Source organism: Xylanibacter brevis P6B11 (assembly GCF_000621825.1).
Lineage (GTDB): Bacteria > Bacteroidota > Bacteroidia > Bacteroidales > Bacteroidaceae > Prevotella > Prevotella brevis.
In genome coordinates this window covers 211225-238177 of sequence record NZ_JHXG01000006.1, presented here as the reverse complement: position 1 = coordinate 238177, position 26953 = coordinate 211225, and the positions used below count along the sequence as shown (strand labels likewise).

The following is a 26953-nucleotide window of genomic DNA, read 5'->3' as shown; positions in this document are numbered from 1 at the left end:
TATGAAAACGATGATATCTGCATACGTGAAACGTAAACTGGCCAAAGGCGTGCTCTTTGGCACACTCGCTGTGGTCGTTGCCCTGCTGGCATCTTGCAATAGCGATGACCTGAGCGGAGACAGCTACTACACCTTCAAGGGTGAGACCGTGGCCACCTATATAGAAAACCGTCCGGACTCCTTTGCTATCTTTACGAAGATCGTAGAGGATGCAGGCGAGTACTCGCTCTTATCGACTTACGGACATTACACGGCTTTTGTCCCCACCGACGTGGCTTTCGATACTTATTTCAAGGCGCATCACACCTCGTTGGATGCCTTGACAAAGGAAGAGAAACAGCAGATCGTGTATAACCACATCATCCGTTCTACGGCCATTGACTATCTGACAAAGGACTTCACAGAGGGTGCCCTGGGCACATCGAACATGAACAACCGCTATGTGATTATCTCATATGCGACGACCGGCGAAGGAAGACACCAGATCTGGGTGAACAAGCAGTCGCAGATCACCGTCCCTGACGTGGAACTGCACAATGGTGTGGTGCACGTGATAGACCACGTGCTGGAGCCAAGTGACGAGACGCTGGGCTCTATTCTGGACCAGATGCCTGCATACAGCATCTTTGCTGAGGCTTTGCGACTGACGCATCTGAACGACTCGATAACCGAGACCTACGACATGACCTATAAGAGTCCCTATACAACGGAGTTTGTCAATGTGCTGGGTTACACGATGAAGCCATTGCAGCAGCGCCGCCTGGGCTATACGCTGTTTGCAGAACCAAACAGTGTGATGGAGGCTGCCGGTATTCACAACATAGCCGATCTGGAACGATATGCCCAGACGTATTATGGCCGTGAAGACGAGGCCGACCCGACCAGTCGCCATAATGCCCTGAACAAGTTTGTCAGTTACCACATGCTGAACCGCCAGATGTCCACCAACTCCTTTATATATAATGGCGTGTGCACCAGCAGCTACTACATGGGAAAACGCTATGAATACTATGAGACCATGCTGGAAAACCGCCTGATAGAATTCAAGGCCGGCAACCATCTTAACGAACAGCGAGACGGACGCTATGTGGGCATCGACGAGTCGAGGTCTAATATCGACGGCATGAATGGTTTTATCCATTCGCTCACCGACATGCTGGTATATGATGAAACGGTGATGCAGCATGATGTGCTCAATAAGCGTATCCGCTTTGATGCCTATAGCATCCCACCACAGCTGACCAACAACAACATACGATGGAAGCTGACGAATCTGGACGGCTTTGGGGGCTATACGATGAGTCCAGACTATTGTGGCGATTACCTCAAATTCAATGACGCCTCGAAATTTATTATGTGGGCATCTGACTATTGGACCAACTACCAAGCTGATGAGATTTCGGTCAGAGGCTGGTATGATGTCACGGTGCGTATGTTGCCCGTGCCTCCCGGCACCTACGAAATACGTCTGGGCTATTCAGCTCGCTCGTGGGGTGGTATTGCGCAGCTTTTTGTGGATGGCGACATCATCGGTATTCCCGTGTCTTTCAACTACACGGGCGAACAGCCTCAGATAGGCTGGATCAGTGATGACCAGACCACCGACAACGGTGCGGAGAACGACAAGATGATGCGTAATCGCGGTTATATGAAAGGCCCCAACTCAGTCTATGCGATCAACGGACAGAAGACGTTGAGACAGAATGTAGGCTCCCTGCGCTTTATCGTGGGCACCTTCACTTTCCAGGATTATGGCCCTCACTACTTCCGCGTGAAAAATATAGAGAGTGAACTCGGCGAGTTCCATTTTGATTATCTGGAATATGTGCCGACCAGTCTGATAGATACAGAAGATAAAGACTAAAAACAGTAAGACGATGAAACATAATAATGAAATAGCAGTCTTGTTGGTGTCGCTGGCTCTCACGGCTTGCTCTGATTGGAGCGACCACTATGAAGAGCAGTTGCCAGCGGGCTACGGACAGACTGTGATGCAGGTGCTGGACGGAAGCACGCAGACCTTTGCAGAACAAGTGCGTCAGGCAGGCTATGCTGACCTGCTCGCTTCGAGTCAGTCGTTCACCGTGTTTGCCCCCGTGCAGGGAAGCGACGCCGCAGATATCAGTAGGGTGGTGGCCAACCACATAGCCCGCCATGTCTATCCTACATCGACACCACAGGGCGTCGGCGTAGAGATGCTGAACGGAAAGATTTATGAGTTTGATGCTGCTGACAGCTTTGCCGGAACGCCTATCACGGCCGGCAACCAACAGGCGAGAAACGGACTGGTTCACCAGTTGCAGCACCCCATTCCTTACCGCAACAATCTCTATGAACACCTGCAGACGAATCCCGACTTCTCGAAAGCGTATGCATTCATCAGCCAATTTGATGAAGTGAAGTTTGATGTCGATGCCTCGACAGAAATAGACATCGACGAGCAGGGACGACCTGTTTACGACTCGGTGATGGTGAACTATAACCGACTGCTGGAGCACGCTGTCTATGGTATCGGTGCTATTGCTCGCGAAGACTCTGCCTATACCATGGTGCTGCCTACCAATGCGGCGTGGGATGAGGCCTATCAGCGCATCTCCCCTTCGTTCAAAGTCTTTGATGAGGATGCAGCGGTGGCCGACTCTCTGCAGCATGTGCGCACACAACTGGCTATCGTCGAGAACCTGATTTATCGTGACACAGTGCCCAGCGCGATGGTGACTGGCACCACAGAACTGGAGACTTCGAACGGTCGCGCACTGGCTGCTACGCACCTGAACTTCAACAACCGCGAGACGTGGGACAAGCCCATCAGCATAGAGGCCGAACAGCAGAACGGTCGCACCTATAACAACACGCTGACCTCGGTCTATGCACGCGAGGTGACGGCACGCAGTATGGTGGATCACATCAGTGGTGACAGCTATATTGAGGTGGTTCCCATCTCGGCATCTACCAACCCCACGGTGATCTTCGACATTCCTGGTGTGCTGGCAGGAACATACAATGTGTATGCCGTGTTCCTCCCCGTCACGGTAGAGGGAGCATCAGAAGAGTTGGACTCCACGCGTGTGTCGTTCACGGTGGCCTATCAGAACACAAACGGACGTTCGGCCTCCAAGCGCAATAATGTGAAGACATTGCTGACGAGTGGTACGGACGTGACACGTATGCTGGCGTTTGAGAATCTGGAGATTCCCGTGAGCAATACCACCGACCGCCTGTGGTTGATGGATGACGCAAATGATGCCAGTGGGGTGCCCGTCACCACACAGTTGACCATCACCACCAACGTCACTCCCAAGGAGTTCTCCTCCGGTGAGTTGTCGCGCTCATTCAGGTTAGACCGCATCATCTTTGAACCCGTAGAAAAATAATAAAGCACAGAAGAAATATGAAAAGAATATTATTGATAATCTCATTATTTCATCTCTTCATAGTGGCAGGACATGCGCAGACTGTAGTTAAGGGTACGGTTGTGAACAGTGCTACTGGCGAGCGTTTCGCAGGTACACGTATCACGCTGATCGGTACGACGAATATGACCATGACCGAAGAGGGAGGAGATTTCTCTTTGAAGGTGGACGATAGCAATGGTCTGCTGCGCGTAGAAGCCCCAGGTTTTGACACACAGATCATCCCCTTGCAAGGCCGCAAGGAGCTGTTGATCAAGATGATGCCCGTAGCGCAATCGGTGCCTGTCAATCTAAGTACCGACGATGCCGTGCAGCGAAGCCTCCTGGGCGATGTGCGTATGGCAGGACATAGTGGACTTGACGCTGCCGGTGCAGCCCTCTTCGTCAGAGGACTTCACAGCATCAATATGCAGTCGCAGCCGCTCTTTGTCGTTGACGGACAGATATGGCAGTCGCAGCAAGACGTCACATCTCTGCATGAAGGCTATTTCAGTAATCCGCTGGCCTTGATAGCTCCCGAGGATATTGAGCGCATTGAAGTGCTGAAGAACGGAACTGCTATATGGGGTGCCAAGGCCGCTGGCGGCGTTGTCGTGATCACAACGAAACGTAGCCGTAATATGGCCACCGAGATAGAAGTGAACCTCTCTGCAGGCATTAAGCAGCGGGGCAAGACACTGCCTCTGCTTGGCGCTTCGGACTATCGTATCCTGGCTTCTGACCTGATACCAACGGGCATGATAGACGGACATGCTCTTCGATTCATGGATGATCAGCCCAACACCTCTTATTACAATGCCAACCATAACGATACAGACTGGCAGAACGTCATCGGGCGAAATGCGGTGACACAGAACTATGGCATCGCCGTGCGTGGCGGCGACGATATTGCCTTGTATGCCTTCTCGCTGGGCTATGCCCATAACGAGGGCGCTATTCGTGAGACAGACTTTGACAGACTGAACGTGCGTTTCAACTCGGATATTGATCTTACAAAGCAGTTGAAGACACGCGCAGATATCTCTTTCTCGCAGGTCACCCGTAATCTCTTCGACGATGGCATTTTCAGTCAGTATTCTCCACGTAACATGGGTTATGTGAAGTCTCCTCTGTATCATGCCTACCAGTATGATACGCAGGGTAACCTGTTTCATCGCTTGTCGGATGTGGATGAACTGGGCATTGGCAATCCTTTGGCCATTATCCAACAGGCTGAGGGTAAAACGAAGAATTATCGTTTCACGGCCACACTGGCACCGACCTATACCTTCAATAGCAACCTGAACCTGTCGGCCATGGTCAACTATTCATGGGACAAGATAAAGGAAAGCACCTTTTTGCCCGACTTTGGATTGCCAGAGGTTCAGCTGGTCAACGAACAAGGCGATTGGTATGGTGAGGGCGACAACAGCGTGGCAAGTCTGATGACCCGCCACAGCACATTGTCTGTAGCTATGGAGGCCAACTGGAAGATCGTGAAGACGCAGCAGGCTACGCTCAACTCCAAGGCAGGTTTCCGCTTTATCAATGATACCTTTGAGGGTGACTATGGACAGGGATACAACACGGGTAGTGACAATCTGCGCTCGCTCTCAGTCACCAACTCTGCACTGCGTACAACCCTGGGCACAAACGAAGACTGGCGCGACCTGGCCTGGTATGCCCAGGCAGACTATCTGCTGAAGAACCGCTACCAGTTGTTGGTTTCAGCCACGATGGAGAACAATAGTCGTTTCGGAAGTCGTGCTGATGGCGGCATTGCACTGGGCGGCGTCAGATGGGGACTATTTCCTTCTGTAGAGGCCAGTTGGCTCGTTACGGGAGAGTCGTTTATGAAGCAGGTGCGTGGCATCAATCATTTGAAGTTGCACGTAGGCTACGAACTGACGGGTAATGACAACCTGCCAGCCACGGTGTCGTGTCCTTATTTCGAGTCGATCGGTTTTGTAGGACAGGCCAAAGGACTTGTACTGACGAATATCGGTAATGACCGCTTGAAGTGGGAGAGCACCGGCACAGCCACCTTCGGGGTTGATGCTCATTTGCTGGATAACAGGTTCACACTGCGTGCCGACTACTTCCGCTCTGTGACACGTGATCTTCTGGTCAGCAAACAATTGCGTGAGGAGTATGGGTTGCAGAACTATTGGACCAACGACGGCAGACTGCAGAATGAGGGCTTCGAACTGGCTTTGACTGGCCGTCTGATTGATAAGAAAGACTGGCAGTTGAATGCGCACCTGTCGGTGGGCCACTATAAAAACAAGGTGACACACCTGACGAACGGTAGTTTTACGGCCGACATCCTCGGAGCAACGGTGCTGACGAGTGAGAATCATCCACTGGGCGTGTTCTACGGTTACCGCAGTGAGGGCGTCTTTGCCGACCAGAAAGCGGCTGATGAGGCTGGTCTTGGCATCATCGACGAGACAGGCCGACGTGTGAATTTCGCTGCAGGCGACATGCACTTTGCCGATCTGACGCCCGATGGCATCATCGACGAAAACGACCGAACAATCATTGGCGACCCCAACCCCGATGTCTATGGCACCTTCGGTTTCAACCTGTCGTGGAAACGACTCACGCTGGATGCTCTCTTCACCTATTCATGGGGCAATGATGCGTATAATGCCTTGCGCCAGCAGTTGGAGAGTGGCAGCAGCATCCACAACCAGAGTGAGGCCATGCGACTCCGCTGGACGGCCGATGGTCAGCATACCGACATACCGCGTGCTACCTATGGCGACCCCATGGGTAACAGTCGCTTCAGCGATCGCTGGATAGAAGATGCTTCCTACCTGAAGTTGAAACAGCTGAGCATCACCTATCAGTTGCCTATCAAACCAAAGTATATTCAGGGCATGAGCCTATGGGCCTCGGTGAATAATATCTTCACGCTGACTCATTATCTCGGCGCAGATCCTGAGTTCAGCTATGGCAACAAGGTGCTATACCAGGGCATCGATGCCGGTCTGCAACCCACATCGCGTGCCTACTACGTAGGACTGAAACTTAACCTCTAATAACACTGTAACGATGAATAAAAGAATATATCATAAGCTTTGTAAGGGCCTTGTTTGCTGTTGCCTTGGCGCAGCGCTCTTCTCTTGTTCGGATATGATGGAGACCGACAACCATCGGGTGGCCTATGACAACCAGCATCAGCTGAACCAGGCCAACGACTCTATCTACTCGGTAATTGGCGTTCTGGCCCAACTGCAACAGGTGGCCGACCGCGTCGTGCTGATGGGTGAGTTGCGTGGCGACCTGATGACGGTAGATCCACAGGTGGCATCTACGGATCTGCAGGCTATCGACCACCTGCAGTTCTCGTCGGATAACGCCTATGCTCAGGCTCGCGATTTCTATGCCATCATCAATAACTGCAACTACATCCTGTCGCACATGGATACCACCCTTGTTGAGGGACAGACCAAAGTGCTGCTGCCTGAATATGCACAGGTGAAGACACTGCGGGCCTATACCTATTGGCAGATGGCACTGATATTTGGTAAGGTGAATTACTTCACCGAACCTCTGACCGATGTCAGCAGTGCTGCAGCGCTTCATGACACAGAAACCGACCTGGATGCACTTTCCTTGCTGCTGATAGCAGACCTGGAGCCATTTACCAACATCCGTGCCTTGGACTATGGCAGCATAGATGGTTGGAACAGTTCGGAGTTCTTCCTGCCCACGACGATGCTCCTTGGTGATCTGTATCTATATAATAATAGGTATGAAGAGGCGGCCAGCGCCTATTACGAACTGATACGTCAGCGACGTCTCACGGTGGGCAGCGGTTATGCCAACACCTGGCGCACTGCCACCCGACAGGAGCTGAACAACGGGCATCTGCGTGCGTATGTCTCAGAGATGATCACCCGACAGGTCTTCGACAGCAATCTGCGCTCAGCACACAGTCAGTTGCGCAAACTGACCTATGACGACGGACTCTCTTCAGAGTTCCATGCACCGGCATTACTCCCAGTGAAGTCTTTTACTGACTGGATGCAGCAGCGCACACACTTCCATACTGACAACGGACAGGCCATCTCGCGCTTCTTCTATGGCGACTTGCGCGGCATGGCAGAACTGTCGAACGGCAAACGCATCGGCGATGCCTTCGGACCTACCATCGCGGCACGTGGCGCAGCCTCTTCTCCCCTCTATATCACGAAGTTCTACAATAACCTCTCTGGCAGCGAGACTGACCTACTGAGTCGTCGTTCGCTCACGTCACTTGCCGTCTTGCGTCCTTCCACGGTGTATCTTCGCTATGCCGAGGCTATCAACCGAGCTGGCTTCCCCACCACAGCTTTTGCTGTGCTGAAGTATGGACTGAACGCCGTGATGTACGACACCATCCAGCATCGTGTGGATACGCTCGAGATGCAGCGCTATCCCAGTTATATCGACTTCCGCGCTTCGCAGTATGACCAGAATATCGGCACCGCAGCCCGCGGACTGGGACTGGGCATCCGCTGGGATAAGACCCAGTATGTGATTCCGGCAGATGTAGATACCACCGACTACGTGGAGCGCGCCATCCTCGATGAGATGGCAGCCGAAAGTTGTTTCGAGGGCAACCGCTTCTTCGACCTCCTGCGCATTTCCCACCATCGCGACAACCATCCTGCATTCATGGCAAGGAAGGTGAGCCGAAAGTATGAAGACGACGCAGCCACCGAGCAGCGCCTTCTGAACCTTGCAGAATGGTTTGCGCACGAGAAATAGACTGATAGTCAGCAGGAAAACAAGTACCTGTAGGAAAAGAAACAATCGCAAAATGACACATTTGTTGCACCAATATTGAAGAAAAACCATTTAGGCACATTCCTTATATCTTTCACCACAGACGTTATAGTGGAGTGTGCCTAATTATAGCTACTTTTGTAGCCGTAAAAACTTTATGAGATCATATAATCATTAACTAAAAACAACTTTATCTTTTATGAAACATTCTACATTACTTATGACCTTGCTACTGGGTTCGGCTCTGTCGGCACAGGCACAGTCGTTTAAACAGGTGGAACAGGAACAGAACCAGGAGAAGTTCATGCCCCTGCACCGTGGTATTGTGACCTTTGCCGATGTCAATGGCGATGGCAAACTCGATGTGGTCTATGGCGGACAGTATCGACCCGACAATGACAAAGATGGTTCTGGAGATGTGACCTTCAAGACTGATCCCGAGGGTAACTACGTACTCGATGGAACAGACAACAAAATTCTGGAGAAACACACCAAATGGGCTGTGCAGGGCGATGCGGAAGATCCCAACTCATGGTTCTCGCTGAGCTGGGCTTGTACGGCCAATATATTCTTTAATCAGGGTGGCGGCAACTACACCCACGAAGTGGCCAGCTCTTGGCATCACTGGGGCGAGGGCGCACGCACCAGCACCGAGGCTCATGGCCTGCTGCCAACCACGTGGGGCGGCTATCACTTCTTCGACGCCAATAACGACGGTCGTCTTGATGCCTATATCTATGGTCAGGACGAGTGGGGCTGGAAGTTCTCGGAGTACAGCGGACAGAAGGTGGGCGACGACACCCAGTATGTAGCGTTCCAGTTGCAGAATGCTGAAGGTATCTTCGAACTGCAGCCATGTCCCTTCCCCAAGGGCGGAAACGAGAACACCTACTCTCTGGGTAACCGCGCCAACTCGAGCATTGCCTTCGGCGACTACGACCACGACGGTTATACCGATGTGCTCATACAGTGCTATCACAAGTGGATGGATGGTGAGGATGTGGCCGGCGAGCGCCTGGTAGCCCTCTATCATAATAATGGTGATGGCACATTCACACAGGCCAACGTGTTCAAGCCCATTCCTTTCGAACAGAACCAGAAGCCTGCCGATCTGTTTGAAGCCAACGTAGAATCAGGACAGATGGAGCCTAACATGAAAGCAAAGCCAATGAGCCATGGTGCGCTTGCTTTTGCCGATCTGAATGGCGATGGCTGGCTGGATATCATCACCACCGGTTGGAGCAACGATGACGATGCCATCTCTTTATACATCTATGAGAATAAGCAGGACGGCACTTTCGAGGAGGTAAACCTTGAGGGTAAGAGTTTTGCTGCGGTGTATGAAAGTGAGCTGCAGGTGGCCGACATGAACAACGACGGTTGGCTCGACATCGTGATCTTTGGTACGCAGAGCGGTGAGGGTATGCCTAAGGCTGGCGATGTCTATCTGAACGATGGCGATGGCGAGTTCAACTTCACACGCAGTTCTGTAGGTCAGGGCAATGGCCTTTATGGTGCCAGCGCAGCCTATGCTAACCTGGTTGACATCAACCACGATGGTCTTGTAGATGTATTCTCTTATGGTTGGACCGATGTTGAAGAAAAAGGTTGGGGTGCTCGTATTCATACCCAAAATACCGATGGCACATTCTCGCTCGACACAGATTTTGGAGATCCTAATACAGCTTATTTGACTCTAGGTGACGTCAATGGAGACGGTGCGCTAGATGTGTCAGGCGACTATTGGTTCGACTTCGGTATCTGGGAAAACCAGCTGACAGACGGCATCGAGGCTCCCGACGCTCCCACCAATGTGAAGGCTGTTCAGGAGGAAAGAGGCAAACTGACCATCAGTTGGACCGGCGACGATATGAACCCTGGCAATGCCTATAACCTCTATGTCAAGAACAAGGAGACAGGTTGGATCAGTCAGCTGATTCCCGCAGACCTCGAGACCGGTGCACTTCGCACCACCAATGCGCTGGGCGTAGCTCTGCGCAGCGAGGATCCCTCTGCCATGACCTATACCATCAGTGTGCCTGACGGAAACTATGAGGTGGGTGTGCAGACCATCAAGAACGACTGGACCACCAGTACCTTTACGAAGGCCGAGGTCGGTGTTGCCGATGGCATCCAGACGACAAAGGCTATCCAGTACGATGCCACCAGCATCTATGATGCCAATGGTCGTCAGCTGGGCGCCGACATCGATGGCCTGGGCCGCGGACTCTTCATCGTGAAGAAGGGTAATCAAGTGACTAAAGTAATCAAATAATACCATTCTTATCTCACAACGGCAGGGGCGTGTTCCGATATCGAAATGCGCCCCTTTGTCTTTTCATTGACCATTGACTATTGACCATTTACCATTGATCTAATAATGTTTAACTAACTTTTTTCCTATGAAAAAATCAATTGTTTTTATGATGGCAATGGCCCTGAATGCTCTGCATGCGGGTGCGTTCAACATCAGTGAGGGACGATGGCATATCAACTTCGACGAAACATCGAAGTATATGTCTATTGCGTACAACAACACGACGCTGTTTACGGGCGTTTATGGTTCGGCAGGCTATTATTTTGCCGACGATAACTCCGGCACATACTGGCCGGAAACCAAGGATGCTGCCGCGTGGACGGTGACCTGCCAAACACGATGAACCAGAGGCCTCGCCATATAGGTATCTATGCGATTGATGGACGCCCGTTGAAGGCTGATCCTGAAACGTTGCAACCAGGCATCTACGTGATAGACGGGAAGAAAGTAAAGCATGAATAAAAAAGAAGTGCCGCACCACTGAGTGGTGCGGCACTTTTCTGTATGTGGAAATCAATCAGTTGGCATTGTGATTGTTGATAGACAGGCCAGGCCAGTCGTCGGTGCGGAAAGGCACACAGGGCAGACCTGCTGCGTTCTGCAGATTGCAGAGGGGGTTGACATGCCATGCGTAGCGCACGGCCACAGGCGATGCCACCTCAGGACAAGAGACGACGACGGTCTGTCCCTCGATGCGTGCGTTGGCCCAATGCCAGCGATGATCGCTTCCTGCAATTGCAAATCCCTTCAGGGGGCCTCCGTCAGACGTGCGTAAACCGTCGGCATGGGTGAAGCAGATACGAATGGCTTTGTCTTCAATCTGATAGCCGTTATAGGTAGGTCCGGCATATTCCAGTTGTTCGCCATAGGTCTTTGCGCGAGCCACCAGTCCTAAGCGGCGGCCCACCTCCTGCTTGTTGCGTGGATGAATGTCGCCAGCTTCGCCAATGTCAATGAGGCATGCCAGTCCAGAGTTCTCTACGTGTTGGGCCGCCATGGCCTGTGCTTCGCGCACTTCAGCCCATTCATCGTCACCAGGTTCGGTTTGAAGCTGTTTGTAGTTGGCCAGTTGAACGATGTAGAAGGGGAAGTTGTAGCCCCATTTATGGCGCCAGTCGCGAATCATCAGCGGCAGCAGTTCGCGGTACTGATAGCCTTTGTGCTCGTTGTTGCAGCCCTGATACCAGATGGTGCCGCGAATGGCAAAACCTACCATGGGGTTGATCATGGCGTTGTACAGCACCGTGACCTGATTAGGTGAAGAGGTGTTGTTGACGGGAATGCGGGGCAGTGAGGCCATGGGTGTGGTGGCTTTGTAATGCCAGTTGCCAGCCAATGAGATGCGCTCACCGCGGCACTCCAGGTAGAGTTGGTCGGCAGGACTGTAGATACCGCCGTCGCCACCGGTGTCGATGAGGTGTACGGCGAGTGTGGAGCGGCCCGCTTTTACACATCGTGAAGGAATGGTGTAGTCGCGTTTCTCGCCATAGCTGTTGGTCTGGCCCACCTGTATGCCGTTGAAGTAGGTGAAGTCGATGTCGTCAACGAGTCCGCCCATAGACAGTTTTACTTCCTTGCCAGCCCATGATGCGGGAATGTCTATCGTGCGACGTAGCCAGGCAGCACCGTCATAGTTGGTCAGCCCGGCCTTTTCCCATTGCACGGGGATCGTCATCTCAGGCCACTGACTATCGTCGAACGAGGTCATTGCCCAGAGTGGTTTCTCTCCCTCATACCCTGGGTCGAGGCTGCGTTCCTGCTGTTTCCACTGGTTCAGTTGGTTGAGATAGATATTTTCTCGCTCGGTCTTGTCGGTGGGGAGCTTGCTGACGTCGTTCAGTGCCTCTGTCATGTCGGGATGCTGACGGAGTGCTTCGGCGCTGGTCCACGGCTCAATGAAGGTGCCGCCCCACGAGGCGTCGATAAGTCCTACCGGGACATTGCGATATTTATGTATCTCTCGTCCGAAGAAGTAGCCCGTGGCCGAGAATTCCTTTACGCTTTTGGCCGAGCATACCTGCCATCCACCGCCAAGATTGGTCTCCATCTCGTTGAGAGGCGTTGGCGATATGTTCTTGCGCACCTGCAACAGGCGGATGTTTGAATACTGGTTGGCCTCCTCTTTCTCCTGCTCGTAGTTGTTGACTCGTGACCATCCGTCGATGGGCATCTCCATGTTGGACTGTCCGGAGCAGAGCCATACTTCGCCCACCATGACATTCTTCAAGGTGATCTTCTGTCCATCGCTGATGGTGATGGTGTAGGGACCTCCAGCCTGAGGTGTGCGCAGCGAGGTGCGCCAGTGGCCGTTGGCATCGGCCGTGGTAGAGACCGTAGTCTGGTTCCAAGAAGCTGTAATAGTCACTTTCTTACCAGCCTTTGCCGTACCCCAGATGGGGGCATCGGTCTGTTGTTGGATGACCATGTTGTCTGTGAACAAAGGTGGCATGACGGGGCGTGCACTCAATTGCAGAGTTGCAACAGCAGCCATTGATGTTAGGATTAAACTAATAGGTTTCATTTCTTTATTGGTTAAACGAATTACAGTATGCAAAAGTATAGAAATTATCTGAGAAGAATTAATAAAATCATGTCAGTTTAAAGCATTTTTGGGTCAGAAAGCTTGTGGCGATGTTCTTTTAGCCTTTTTCGCAGGTGTCATCATACAGAGAAAAAGACTGCTACATACATCGCGTATGCAGCAGCTTTCATTAAAAACCTAAAACGCTTTTTGCTTAAATATGAGTTATTACTATTCTTTTATGATCTCAATGATATGGCTCACCAGCGCGTTGCCCGATGTCACTCTCAGGCCCACCTTCATCAGGTAATCGCCCGTATAGACCTTGTCGTGACAGTCCAGCCAGCTCTGTTGACCGGGCATCAGGCAGATCTCGCGAACGCGATATTGCGCTTCTGCGTCGAGACCTCGCAGGCACACGGGCAGTTGGTAGTCGGTGACACGCGGATGGATGTCGTAGGCAAAGAGCAAGGCATGTGAGCGGTCGTCGTTCACGCGCTGCAGCACACAGTGCTCGCCGTCATAAGGCGACATCAGACGATAGAGGTTGGGAGAATAGATAATAGGCTTCAGCCTGTTATACTCCTGGATGGCTTCCCTGCAGTATTGCTTGTCCTGCTCAGACATGTCTGCCAGTCCGATGTCGAATCCCAGCTTGCAGGTGAAGTCCACGTCAAGACGGAATTTTACGCTAGCCTGTCTGTTCCAGTTGGTGACGTGCGAGCACATGGCCTTTGACGGAATAAACTGCGAATAGCCCCACTGGATATAGAGACGTGACACTGGATCTGTGTTGTCAGAACACCAGAACTCGGTGAAATATTTCAAGCCTTCGAAGTCTGAGCGCGCGCCACCGCCAGAGCACATCATCATGTAAAGATCTGGGTAGTTGGCATGAACACGCTGAAGAACGTTGTAGAGGCCGCGTACGTAGTCGATATAGAGATTGCCTTGATGCTCTTTCTCATAGGTAGAGTAGATATTGGTGATAGGCGAGTTGCAGTCCCACTTCATGAACTTGAGTTGTGGGTTTTCTTTCATGAGGTTGTCCACCACACTATAGACAAAGTCTTGAACACGAGGATTAGCAAGGTCGAGCACCAGCTGGTTGCGGAAATAATAAGTATCTCTGTTGGGCAGTTTCAGCATCCAGTCGGGATGCTTCTCGGCCAGTTCACTCTTTGGGTTCACCATCTCTGGTTCTATCCATATGCCAAAGGCAATGCCCGTTTCATTTGCTTTCTTGACGAGGTATGGTATGCCGTTGGGCAGTTTGGCTGTTGTGGCCTGCCAGTCGCCCAGTCCTGCGTGGTCGTCTTTGCGTGGGTACTTATTGCCAAACCAGCCGTCGTCGAGCAAGAACAGATCCACGCCCAGGTCTTTAGCCTCTTCAAACAGGGACGTCAGTTTCTTTTCGTCAAAATCGAAATAGGTGTTTTCCCAGTTGTTCAACAGTGTCATGCGGTCGTCTTCGCCCTTGTTGAGCTGGTGTTTGATGGCCCATCGCTGGAATCGGCGGCTACCTTCTCCGGCACCGTTTTGCGACAGTGTGAAGTAGAAATCGGGCGTGCGGAAGACCTCATTCTTTTTCAGCAGATAGGTAGAAGCGTCAGGGTTGATACCGCTGATGACTCTCAGTTGGCGCTGGTGGTCCACCTCGAATGTGAAGCGGAAATTGCCAGTCCAGCCAATGGTTCCCATCAGCACGGTTCCTTCTTCCTCGGCTACAGGGCGCCCTAGGCCAACCTCAAAGAATGGTTGGGCAAATAGGGCAGCGCGTGTGCCAAGTCTTGTATCAACAATCTTTTTACCAAAAAACAATTCCTGTGTCTTCATTTGCATTTCTCGAATCCACTCGCTCGTGAATTCTGTCAGAAAGTAGCGGTCAGCCTCAAAGTATAGCATGCTGGAAGCATAGCGCGAGATATACACCTTTCCCTTTTCCTGGTGACTTATCTCGCTCCATTGCTTGATGATGTCCTCATCGGGGAAGACCTCATAGTGGAGTGCCACCGTGACGGGATAGAGCTCATCGCGCAGCGTGATGATGGTCTCGTTGCCCTTTTGCGTATGCGATACGTATTTCAGTACGCTGGTAGGATTGCCGTCAGCATGTCTTATTTCAAATGCAGGCTCGTAGAAGTCTTCGGTGCCCATGACGGGATAGACTTCGTTTCCATGGGTGACGATGCTACTGGCGCCGGCCATGCGAGGCATGTCGAGCGTGGCAAGTGGTGTGTGGTCAGACAGGCGTGCTCCCAGGTATGTCTGGTACAAGCGTCCGTCGTCCTTGACCTGGAGTGTCAGCTGCGTGTTTTGTGTTGCGATGTTGATGTTGGTCTTTTCTGCATAGGTGCCCATCGCAGTAAGCAGCATTGCAAGGATAATCAATCGTTTCATGTTTTTGCGGTTTTGTGCTGCAAAATTAGTGAACTTGGTTGTTATCTCTGCAACGATATGTATCTAAGAATGGTACTTTTGAGGAGAAACGCAGCCGCTGAAACAAACGTGTTCTATTTTGCTACATCCGTATCAATTTTTATATCGTAAAGCGCGTGCGTATCTCAGTATTTATTATTATTTTTGCATCCAAATAAATATTATTGCACCTATGAAAAAAATTCTATTGATACTTGGCATTTCGTTAGCCACCATTCTTGGAAGTCAGGACTGTTGGGCTATCGATGCCAACCTGGTTTACTATTTCACCCATCTGGATAACCGTAACGGCCTTTCGGAAAACTATGTGAAAAGCATCGTGCAAGACCGCTGGGGACTTGTGTGGTTGGGAACGAAGAACGGACTGGACCGCTACGATGGCAGACAGCTGAAGCATTATGATGTGACGGATCACGTCGCACAACGAGGCAACCACAATATCTCTGCACTCATGGAGGATGACAAAGGACAGCTGTGGGTGGGTACTGATAAAGGCGTGTTTGTATTCAACCCCGACGTGGAAACGTTCTCCTCTTTCGATGTGGCATCACAGGATCATATTCAGATACGCAACTGGATCTCGGAAATCAAGCAAGACAAGAATGGACATATCTGGATTGTCTCACCCTTGGAGGGCGTCTTCCGTTATGATGTGCAGCAGAACAGTCTGACGCGCTATTCCACCAGACGCCAGTCGGACGATGCAACCTATGACCCACAGAGCCTGTGCATCAGGCCCGATGGAGAAGTGTGGATAGCAACGGCAGGCCAGGGTTTGTTTCTCCTGGATCAACCCACGGGGCGCATGAAACAGTTTGCCGAAGGCTTGCTGGGACAGGACATCTATAAGGTGGTAAATTATGATGACTGGATGCTCATTGGCGAGCATGAAGGCCAACTGAAGAAGTTTAATCCGCGGACCAATGAGTTGCGGATTGTTGAGGCTTCCAACGTGCACTATAAGGTGATACGTGCCATAGACTACTATCAAGGAAATATCTATGTGGCCACGCAGGATGGACTTTATATCATCAACGAACAGCAGCATAGCGAGCAACATATTCGTGAGGGTGGTATTATTCCCAATACGCTCAGCGACAATATGCTATACACACTCTATCGCGACCGCGATGGTGGACTGTGGATCGGCACCATGCAGAGTGGCGTAAACTATATGCCTCCACGCGGTATTCATTTCTATAGCTATATCCCCACTGGTCTTCCCGGTGCACTGAGCAATAAGCATATCCGCGAGATGCAGTGTGATAGCAAAGGCGATATCTGGATATCCATGGAGGAGGGACATATCAATGTGTTTCATCCTGACCTGCAGGAGTTCGAGAAACTGCCCACGCCACAGTATAAGGGCGGCACCAACCGTTTGGCCTTGATGGTCGATGGTGGCGAGGTGTGGTCTGGTCTGTTTAAGAACGGACTCGACATCATCAGTGTGAACACCCATAAAATCACGCACTACTCGCCCGAACAACTGGGACTGCAAGGCGAGGGCTCTGTGTATGCGCTGTTCAAAGATCGCGATGCCAACGTGTGGCTTGGCACGGCCAAGGGCGTCTATATTCGCAGTCACGACATGCGATTCAACAAGGTGACGGCCATCCCAGACATCTTCGTGCAGGACATCGTGCAGGATCATCAAGGGCATATCTGGGTGGCCACCATCGGTAGTGGCGTGTTCAGGTATGATGTTCGTTCTGGCCGTACTCAGCAGTACCTGTCTAATACCGGCAGCATCAGTTCCAACGATGTGTCGAGTATCAGTATAGACCACGAAGGCCGGCTTTGGTTTGCTACCGACAGAGGCGGTCTCTGTGCTTATCATCCCGACACCCAGAGGTGGAAGTCGTGGAGCCGTGCCGACGGACTTCCTGACGATGTCACCTACAAGGTGCTGGAAGATAAGCTCCACCGTCTGTGGTTTGGTACGAATCACGGGTTGGTGTGTGGCAGTCTGGCCGACCAGATCACATTGGTTTACCCTAACAGCAGCGGATTACCAGGCAACCAGTACAACTATAAGTCGGCTGTGGTCGGTGCCGATGGAACCATGTATTTTGGCGGTACGCAGGGCATCGTGGCCTTTAATCCGATGCTGGCAGGAAAAGACCAGCAGGGAAAGGTGCTCATCACAAATCTTCGTGTGGACCGCATGGACATCCTGCCTGGCGAGAGCGATATCCTTGAGACGAATATTATTGAGGCCAAGAAAATCTATCTGCCACATGATTTCTCCAGCTTTTCGCTCAGCGTATCATCGCTCAACTACCGTGGCGTGGAAGGCGACAGTTATGAGTATCAGCTCAGTGGTGTTGACGACAATTGGATATTGGTGCGCAACAACGATGAGGACATCAGCTTTTCGCGGCTTCAGCCCGGCACCTATACGTTCCGGGTGCGACCGGCAGGTGGCGATGAAATCACTGAATTGCAAATCGTGGTGGCACACCCTTGGTGGCTGTCGCCTCTGATGAAAATGCTCTATTTGTTGCTGTTGAGCGCCGTTGCCTATGGCGTGTTCCGTTTCATACAGCAGCGACAGCGTCAGAAGGAGAAAGAACGGCAGGCACGTTTCATGGAGGAGAAAGACAAGGAACTGCTTCAGTCAAAGATTAATTTCTTCACCGACATCACGCATGAAATACGTACACCGCTGACTTTGATCAACGGTTCGGTTGAGAATATGAACGAACAGCAGGTCGATAGTCCTGTATTGCAGAAAGACATCAAGGCCATAGGCAAGAACACCAAGCGCCTGTTGAACCTCATCAACCAGTTGCTTGACTTCCGAAAGGTTGAGTCAAACAGCGTGAACCTCTCGTTTGTCAATATCAACCTCAATGACATGTTGACGAGCATCGTGGAACGCTTCGAACCAGCCATCAGTCGCATGAACAAGACCATCAGTCTTGACATAGAGACAGAAGACATTGTGCTGCAGGCCGATAGCGAAGCCATGACAAAGATCATCAGTAATTTGTTGAACAACGCGCGCAAATACAGCGAGTCGTTTATCCAGGTCAGCGTGCGTACCGAGGCAGACCAACTACAGCTGCACGTGATGAATGACGGTGCCAAGATTCCCGACGACAAGGCAGAATACATCTTCAAGCCCTTCACCCAGTTGGATAACACACATGTGCAGTCGGGCTCTGGTTTGGGATTGGCTATGGCGCGCTCGCTGGCCGAGATGCATGGTGGCACGCTGACCGTCAATACACGTTCGGAATACAATGACTTTGTGCTCACGCTGCCGCTGAAGCAGCAGCATGTCATCGAGATGCAAGGTCCTGCAGAGATGGCCAGCGCAACCGCCAGTGCCGACCTGGATAATATTGTTGACGACGCCTTGCCATCGGTGGGCAGCATTCACCACGAGCATACGGTGCTGGTGGTAGAAGACAATGAAGAGGTGATGCAGCTCATCGTTGACGGCTTGTCTGCCCACTATCAGATTGTGAAAGCACAGAATGGTGTGCAGGGACTGGCCAAGGCCCACCGTGAACATGTCGATCTGGTGGTGAGCGATATCATGATGCCAGAGATGGATGGCCTCGAGATGTGCCGACAGTTGAAAGAAGATATGGAAACCAGTCATATACCGGTGGTCATGCTCACAGCCCGACAGACGCTTGACAATAGGTTGGAGGGCCTACGAGCAGGTGCTGATGCCTATATTGAAAAGCCATTCTCCTTTGCTCATCTGCTGACACAGATAGACACGCTCTTGCAGAATAGACAGCGTGAGCGCGAAAGCTTTGTGAAGCGCCCTTACCTGCCAGTGCAGTCGGGTGGCATCTCTAAGGTCGAGGAACAGTTCATCAGTCAGATCACCGAGAAGATTACGAAGAACATTCGTCAGCCTGAGTTCAACGTGGAGCAGTTGGCTGCCGAGATGTGTATGAGTCGCAGCAGTCTGCACCGCAAGATTAAAGAGGTGAGCGATATGACCCCCATAGACTTCATCCGTCTGATCCGTCTGAAGAAGGCTGCCGAACTTATTCGCGAGAAGGGCTACCGTTCCAATGAGGTGTGCGAGATGGTGGGCATCAGTTCTCCCAGCTACTTCATCAAGTTGTTCCAGAAGCAATTTGGTATGACACCAAAGGAATTTGCCATGAAAAAGGACTGATTGCAACATATCTTCTATATAATGGCAAAAATATCAATCTACAGACTGTTTTGTTTTGCGTAACTTTGCATGCAGAATCAAAACAGTCTGTTAGTAATTATGAACAAGAAACATCAGTATTATCTTTTCCTCCTCATGTTGCTGTGCTCTTTGACAACTGGATGCAGCGAAACAAGGAGTGTGACCCAGGGTAAGTGGTCGTTGTCATACCAAAATGGTATTAACATTCAGCGCGGACAAGAAAAAATTGCCACGAACATGACTGCTGAGTACCGCCTTGAGGACGAAACGGTCATCAGCACACAAGCGTATAAGGAACCGTCGTTCTCGGTCAAGCACATCATGGATCAATTCGGAGAGGGAAAGCTTTGGACTATCACATATACCAGCCAGCTTCTTCCCACGCTGACTCAGCACTTCTATGTCTATGAAGATTTCATTTTGACGGATGTCTGCGTGTCGGCCGACAAAGGTGTTTGTTCTAACTATATTGCGCCTATCGTGATGGAGCATGCCAATGCAGCGCTCTTCGGACAGCATCAGCGGGCGCTGTTTGTGCCTTTCGACAACGATGCCTGGGTGCGTTTCTCTTCGCATCAGCTGCCAGACACCGCCATGCTTCGTTCCTATGAGGTGACGGCTTTGTACAATCCGCAAAGCAGACATGGACTGGTTATCGGTGCCATAGACCATGACGTGTGGAAGAATGCGATTGAACTGAATAGTTCTGCCCTGCAGTTGCGGGCATATAGTGGTGTGGCCGACCAATTGACGCGCGACAAGTTGTCTCATGGTAGTGTCAAAGGACAGCAGGTGACTTCTGCGCGCATGATGATTGGGCTGTATGATGATTGGCGTATGGGGTTGGAACGCTTCGCTCAGGCCAATGCGATCGTCACTCCGCCACGTCAATGGGAGAAAGCCATGCCTGTAGGCTGGAACTCATGGGGAGCCTTGGCTTTCAAGGTTAATCATAACAACTCTACCCGCATCTCTGATTTCTTTGCACAGGAGTTGCAGAACCGGTCGTTTGCCAATAGCGATGGTCTGCTCTACACCGGACTGGACTCTGGCTGGAACAACTTCTCTGAAGAGGAGCTTAAGGATTTTGCCGACCGCTGCGTCAAGAACCATCAGGTGCCATGCATCTATTGGACACCCTTTACGGACTGGGGTAAGAACCCTGAACGCGAAGTACCGGGTGTAGAACAATATAAGTATAAGGATCTTTATTTGTATGCCGATGGCCAACCGCAGGACTTGGATGGTGCCTATGCCATTGATCCGACGCATCCGGCCGTGAAGACCATGATGGAACAAACGCACGACTTGTTTCGCCGCTGTGGCTATAAGTACGTCAAGATGGACTTCATGACTCATGGCCGCATGGAGGCCGATGCGTGGTATCGTTTGGATGTGACCACGGGTACACAGGCCTATAATTACGGTATGCATCTGTTGGATAGCATCTTCTCTGATATGTACCTCAACCTCAGTATTTCGCCCATCTTCCCTGCCCAGTATGCTCAAAGCCGTCGTATAGCTTGCGATGCCTGGAATAAAATCAAGGACACGGAATACACCATGAACGCCCTGTCGTATGGATGGTGGATTGATGGCGTTTATCAATATAACGATGCCGACCATGTGGTGTTGCGCGATGCTACCGAGGGCGAGAACCGTGCTCGCATCACTTCCAGCGTGATTACAGGACTCTATATTACTGGCGATGACTTCTCGGCCGATAGTATGGCTATTGCCCGTGCACGTCTTTACCTGACGAATCCCGATATCAACCGACTGGCCACGGGGCGCTCTTTCCGTCCGCTGCTGGGTAATGACGAGCGCTCAGAGCATGTGTTCGTCCGCACAGAACCTGATGGCACGATACATCTGGCGGTGTTTAACTACACCGACCAACCGAGTGTCTTCCGTTTCGACAAGCAACTGATACCACTTGATGGTGACAAAACCTACACGGTAGAGGAGTTGTGGAGTCATAAGAAAATAGGAATAGACGATGTGCAGACTATTCCCAGCAAGGATGTGAAAGTGTTCAGAATCAAGGCCGTATGAGACAATTGTTTTTATTGCTTTTCGCTTTAATCATTTCGGCGAAAGGACTGTCGGCCGATTTCATCAGTAATGGCTGGACCATCCGTTTTGACGAAACAACCCAACGATTGAATATAGACTATCGTGGACGCCAGTTGATGGCGGATGCCTATGCTGAGGCCAGGCAGGGCGACAACACCTATTACTCGTTCAATGCCTCCTCTGTCAGTGTAGAGCAGAACGATGTCTCGGATGTTTTTGGCAGTGGTCGGCAGTTGTGTATTACCTACCGAATGGATGATGGCATGGTGCTGATTCAAACGTTGTCATGCTATGATTCGCATCCTTATATGGTGGCTCAACTGTCTATGACCAATGGTTCTACGATGAGCAGCAACTATGTGCTGCCGCTGAAAAGCACCACCACCAGCAGTGTGATGCCAGCGGGCAAGAAGAACCGCATGCTGTTTGTGCCTTGGGACAATGATGGCTTCATACGCTATGCCTCAAACACATTGCGAAGCACTGTGAACTCTTATGCTGTGACAGCCATTTATAATACGGACACCCGTGGCGGATTGATTTGTGGTGCACTTGATCATGACCTGTGGAAAAGTGCTGTTCGTGTGACAGCCTCTGACTATGACAAAGTAGATGAACTGGCGCTCATCTCGGGTTATACGGACGAGCATTCACACGACTCCATACAGAGCGAACAGATGGTGATGCCTCATGGCGCTGTGGTAGCAGATACGGTGCGCTCCGCACGTTTTATGATGGGATGGTTTGACGACTGGCGCACTGGTATGGAGACCTTTGGACAGGCTTGTACGCTTATAGCCCCCAAGCGCGAATGGGCTGCTGGTGCTCCCTATGGTTGGAGCTCGTGGGGCGTGCAGTCAACCGACATCTCCTATCAAGGGGTGATGGATTGTGGCAACTTTATCCGCGATAACCTGGTGGAGCATGGCTTTCATGATCGCGAAGGACGTGTGGTGCTGAGTCTGGATGCGTGGTGGAACGATAACCTCTCTGTGCAGCAGGTGAAAAGCTTTGTGAGCTATTGTAAGGAAAACAATATGATTCCAGGTCTTTATTATGGTTCGTTCTGTCGATTTGGTGACTTGCAGAGCTATGTGCCTGGAACCAGCAATAAATACCGCTTCCGTGACATTGCGCTGAAGGTGCATGGGCGTTATAAGGTGGTTGACGGCGCCTATTGTCTCGACCCAACGCATGTAGGCACCAAACAGTTCATGCTGAGCGAAATGCAGAAGTTTAAGTCGTGGGGCATAGAATACCTGAAATGTGACTTTATGTCGAATGGTGCTATCGAGGCTGATAGTTGGTATAACAAGGACTGTCATACGGGCATTCAGGCCTACAACGAGGGCATGGCCTGCCTGATGCGTTATGCTGGCGATATGTATCTGGACCTGAGCATCGCACCTATATTTCCCTATCACTACACACACGGCCGACGAATTTCGTGCGATGCATGGGGAGCCATGGACCACACGAAGTACGTGATGAACAATGCCAGCTATGGATGGTGGCTGAACCAGCTCTACGTGGCCAACGATCCCGACCACATGGTGATGGCCATGCGCCAAGAGGCAGGTGGTGTTCAGAGCGAGGGGGCTAACCGTGCGCGAATCACCAGTGGTGCTGTGGTGGGCGCATTCCTGACTGGCGACAATTTCAGTCCGAACGTTGTGCTGCATAATGGCAGCGGAAAGGTGGGGGAGAACTATAGCAACATCTCTCAGCAGCGCGCCCTGATGTTCCTGACCAACGAAGACGTCAACGAGATACCGCGCACCTGTGGGTCGTTCAGGCCTGTCTATGGCAATGCGTCTTCAAGCGTGGGGGCAGAATCGCTGATGACTTACGAGAACGACAGATATGTCTATGTGGCTGTGTTCAACTATCAAATGCTCATGCCATTGTCTGGCTCGCTGCCCTTTGCCGACTTGGGCATCGATGCAGCCAGCATCAAGGAGATCAAAGAACTGTGGATGGGTGAGATGATAGACCAAGGCTCTACCGGTTTTCAATATCGGGTGCCGGCCTGTGATGCTCGTATCTATCGTATTGAGAAGAATGCCGCATTGGGCATTGTGAGTGCAGGAAAAGAACAATATACAGGGCCTGCCGTTGTCTTCGACCTACAGGGTCGCAGGATGTCAGTTGCTTTGAAACGTGGTATTTATATTAGAGAAGGAAAAAAATATATAGTCAAATGAAATCGAAGATCATTGCAGGCTTTGCCATTGCAATCTGGTCTTGGGACAGGATAGCATTTCTCAACGCTTCATGAAGCGTAGTCAGAACTATCGTCATCTCTTCAATCCTTCTAATGGATTCTTTCAGGCAAAGACTTCTGATGGGAGTTGGCTCACACCTTTCGACCCACTACGATACGGGGCTAATGGAGGTTATCCTTATACCGAGGGGAATGCCTGGCAGTGGTCTTGGTATGTGCTGCAACATGATGACATCGTCAATGGCGGTCGGTTGGATGTCTATATGTAGCTTATTGACTCTCCAAAATACCCCTAACAGAACCTGAATGTTTACGCATTGTTTGCGCAGACATGAAAAAAGGAGTTGCGCGATTTGCGTAACTCCTTGATTTTTAGTGTGGACCAGCCAGGGCTTGAACCTGGGACCTCCAGATTATGAGACCAATATAATGATATTCCGTGATAGTCTATAATTTGTAACTATACTGATATCCAACGAGTTACATTTTTATGATTTTCACTGAAACTCACAAAATACCCCTAACTGAAATAGTTTGTTTACGCATTGTTTACGCAGATTTTGGGGCATAATAGATGGTTAAAAGCAACAGACTACAATCTGGAGGTTTCAAATGACCGAATGAATTTGTCCCAAATCACCGAACAAAACTCTGCCAAATGACCAAACGAAAGAAAGCTAAATTACCAAATGGTATATTAGTCTTGACACAATAGATAGTACTATATCTTGGCATAATCCCAATATTTTGCATAGATTGCGCCAAAATATAGCATTATTATTTGGCATAATCTAATATTTTTATTAACTTTGCGCCAAAATATAAATGCTATAAGATGGAAAATTCAATTGTAGGCCGTGAAAAAGAGATAACAGAACTGAAGAAATATCTTTCTTCGGAACAGTCAGAGTTTATTGCTGTCTATGGTAGACGGCGCGTTGGTAAGACATTTCTTATCAAAGAACTGTTGGAGGGTCAATTCTGCTTCAGAATGACTGGTAAGGAAAATGCTCGTCTTGGAGAGCAGTTGCTGAATTTTTCATATGCACTGTCGGATTTCTTTGACGACAATCGTGTGCCTAAGAATTGGACAGAAGCATTTCGCATGCTCTCTAAAAATATAGAGAAGCAAGAAGAAGGCGCAAAAATCATCTTCATTGACGAACTGCCATGGCTTGACACACAGAAATCCAGATTTCTTGGGGCATTGGAACATTTTTGGAACAACTGGGCATACTATCGTAAGGACATAAAACTAATAGTTTGTGGTTCTGCCACCTCATGGATGCTGAATAAACTGATAAACTCCAGAGGAGGGCTACATAACCGTGTAACTCACAAAATGCTGATATCCCCATTCTGTCTTGAAGAGATGGAGCAATATTTCCAAAGTAGAGGTTTCAACTATGAGCGTCCTGAAATGATAGACTGCTATATGGCTGTTGGTGGTGTGGCCTACTATTTATCATTGTTTGACAAAGACAAAAGCGTGGCTGAGAATATCAATAGCTTGTGTTTTACTAACGGGGGAGAACTGACTGATGAGTTTAATAGGCTCTATAACTCGCTATTCAAAAAGGCAGAGAACCATATTGCTGTTATAAATGCACTTAGCAGTGCTAGGAAAGGAATGACGCGTTTGGAGCTAATCAACAAGACTAAAGTACTTAATAATGGAAATTTCACTACGTTGCTCAAAGAATTGGAAACATGTGAATTCATACGCTCATATTACCCGTTTGGCAAAGAGAAGAAGAACAAAATGTTTCAGCTCACAGACCAATTCTCTCTCTTCTATCTTCACTTTATGAAAGATAAAAGTAATGTTGGAAAGAACTATTGGCTCCAGAAGATAGGTACACCTGAATATGCAGCATGGTCTGGCTATTCTTTTGAAACGGTGTGCCTGCATCACATCGAACAAATCGTAAACGCTTTAGGCATAAGTGGAACATTCTATTCGCCATGTTCATGGGCTTACCGTCCATCGGAAGCAGTGCTTAATGATGTTAACGCAGACGAAGACATGAAAACTGGTGGTCAGATAGACTTACTTATTGACAGGAATGATAAGACTGTAAGCGTGTGTGAAATGAAATATTCAAGCGGAGAATACGAGATAACAAAAGCTTATGCCAGCCACGTTGAGCAAAGGCTCCGTACATTTAGGAAGGTCACATCCACCAAGAAGTCTTTTTCAATAGTTTATGTAACACCTTTCGGACTTCATAACAATATGTACGCAAGGAAGGTAAATAAACAGATAACAGCAGATGATCTATTCAGAAAAGTGTAAATTGTCTCCGAGTATGATTTTCATACTCTACCCAAGTATGATAGTTAAAGATACTCAAAGGCACTCACTTTTATGCGGATAGACAGGAATAATTGAAATAAATAGAGTACCTTTGCATTGCATTAGCATCTAGAGCAGACCATGAACGTAATGTTGCTCTTCTTGTCTTGACAGGAAAGTGAGTCCGCTCGCCAGAACGTGAACTGGTATAAATACATTCCGATGAATCATAGTGCGGAGGAAGTATTAGTCGGAAGATACTCTATTCAACTCCACATAAGAGGCTCTTCAGGGGGTGAGACCGATTAGCATAAGCCCGGTTCCCATACAGCGACAGAAGATGCCAAGATTGCACAGCTGCTTTTGATTATTGTTTCGGCATTGGTCAAACGCAGCTGTTTTTGTATATGTACATGTACTGAAATGGTTGCAAGCGTGAGAACAAACATGTTTAATTCATTAAAAACATTTCAGTCATGAAATTAACAAAATCTCTTCCCGTCATTAAGGAGCGTAATTGCAACGCTTCTTTAGTTCTTGACACTCGCACAAATCGAAAGAATGTGAGTGAGTACCATCTTGCCACCCCATTCATCGTTAACCGTAATGGTGGGTTTTAGGCTTACTTTTTCAAGATTTTCAGTGATTTTTAGATAAAATGGGTCGTTTTTCGCTGCTGGAACGCGTGAAATGAACTCGTTTACCTTGTATGAAAAGCGTGAAATACTGTCGGAATTCTGCGAA

Annotated in this window: 13 protein-coding genes and 1 pseudogene; 12 read left to right on the top strand and 2 right to left on the bottom strand. The window is 50.0% G+C overall.

Annotated features, from left to right (window positions below):
• The first annotated feature begins 1 nt into the window (after nucleotide 1).
• The 7 genes from T496_RS0102495 (at nucleotide 2) to T496_RS15285 (ending at nucleotide 10947) form a co-directional block, all read left to right on the top strand.
• On the top strand, nucleotides 2-1864 hold the full coding sequence (locus tag T496_RS0102495) for a fasciclin domain-containing protein (protein WP_231477984.1): 1863 nt from the start codon (nucleotides 2-4) through the stop codon (nucleotides 1862-1864).
• A gap of 13 nt (nucleotides 1865-1877) precedes the next feature.
• Nucleotides 1878-3374 (top strand): fasciclin domain-containing protein, encoded by a 1497-nt coding sequence (locus T496_RS0102490; RefSeq protein ID WP_155808612.1) that lies wholly within the window; start codon nucleotides 1878-1880, stop codon nucleotides 3372-3374.
• Between the two features lie 17 nt (nucleotides 3375-3391).
• Nucleotides 3392-6436, top strand: a complete 3045-nt coding sequence (locus T496_RS0102485) for a SusC/RagA family TonB-linked outer membrane protein (protein WP_044110479.1) — start codon at nucleotides 3392-3394, stop codon at nucleotides 6434-6436.
• 13 nt (nucleotides 6437-6449) lie between these two features.
• Nucleotides 6450-8150, top strand: a complete 1701-nt coding sequence (locus T496_RS0102480) for a RagB/SusD family nutrient uptake outer membrane protein (protein ID WP_027449344.1) — start codon at nucleotides 6450-6452, stop codon at nucleotides 8148-8150.
• A 217-nt stretch (nucleotides 8151-8367) separates the two neighbouring features.
• Nucleotides 8368-10443, top strand: a complete 2076-nt coding sequence (locus T496_RS0102475; RefSeq protein ID WP_081783512.1) for an FG-GAP repeat domain-containing protein — start codon at nucleotides 8368-8370, stop codon at nucleotides 10441-10443.
• A gap of 127 nt (nucleotides 10444-10570) precedes the next feature.
• Nucleotides 10571-10828 (top strand): hypothetical protein, encoded by a 258-nt coding sequence (locus T496_RS0102470; protein ID WP_155808610.1) that lies wholly within the window; start codon nucleotides 10571-10573, stop codon nucleotides 10826-10828.
• Nucleotides 10825-10947, top strand: a complete 123-nt coding sequence (locus T496_RS15285) for a hypothetical protein (RefSeq protein WP_262499083.1) — start codon at nucleotides 10825-10827, stop codon at nucleotides 10945-10947. The genes T496_RS0102470 and T496_RS15285 overlap by 4 nt, the downstream gene beginning before the upstream one ends.
• Nucleotides 10948-11002: 55 nt before the next feature.
• Here T496_RS15285 and T496_RS0102465 read toward each other — a convergent pair whose 3' ends face one another.
• Nucleotides 11003-13006 carry a sialate O-acetylesterase gene (locus tag T496_RS0102465; protein WP_027449341.1) on the bottom strand — a complete coding sequence of 668 codons (2004 nt, stop codon included), beginning with the start codon at nucleotides 13004-13006 and terminating at the stop codon, nucleotides 11003-11005.
• Nucleotides 13007-13237: 231 nt separating this feature from the next.
• Entirely contained in the window at nucleotides 13238-15406 is a 2169-nt protein-coding gene (locus T496_RS0102460) for an alpha-galactosidase (protein ID WP_027449340.1), read from the bottom strand.
• A 211-nt stretch (nucleotides 15407-15617) separates the two neighbouring features.
• Here T496_RS0102460 and T496_RS13265 point away from each other — a divergent pair, with 211 nt between their 5' ends.
• From T496_RS13265 to T496_RS0102435, 5 genes and pseudogenes are all read left to right on the top strand, one after another.
• Entirely contained in the window at nucleotides 15618-19592 is a 3975-nt protein-coding gene (locus T496_RS13265) for a two-component regulator propeller domain-containing protein (protein ID WP_044110476.1), read from the top strand.
• Between the two features lie 99 nt (nucleotides 19593-19691).
• A complete protein-coding gene (locus tag T496_RS0102450) occupies nucleotides 19692-21668 on the top strand; it encodes an alpha-galactosidase (RefSeq protein ID WP_027449339.1) in 1977 nt (658 codons plus the stop codon).
• Nucleotides 21665-23893, top strand: coding sequence for an alpha-galactosidase (locus T496_RS13260; RefSeq protein ID WP_155808608.1), 2229 nt, complete (start codon nucleotides 21665-21667; stop codon nucleotides 23891-23893). The genes T496_RS0102450 and T496_RS13260 overlap by 4 nt, the downstream gene beginning before the upstream one ends.
• Nucleotide 23894: 1 nt before the next feature.
• A pseudogene (locus T496_RS14335) lies at nucleotides 23895-24140 on the top strand (glycoside hydrolase domain-containing protein); the annotation flags it as partial.
• 608 nt (nucleotides 24141-24748) lie between these two features.
• Nucleotides 24749-26209 carry an AAA family ATPase gene (locus T496_RS0102435; protein ID WP_027449338.1) on the top strand — a complete coding sequence of 487 codons (1461 nt, stop codon included), beginning with the start codon at nucleotides 24749-24751 and terminating at the stop codon, nucleotides 26207-26209.
• The last annotated feature ends 744 nt before the right edge of the window (nucleotides 26210-26953 follow it).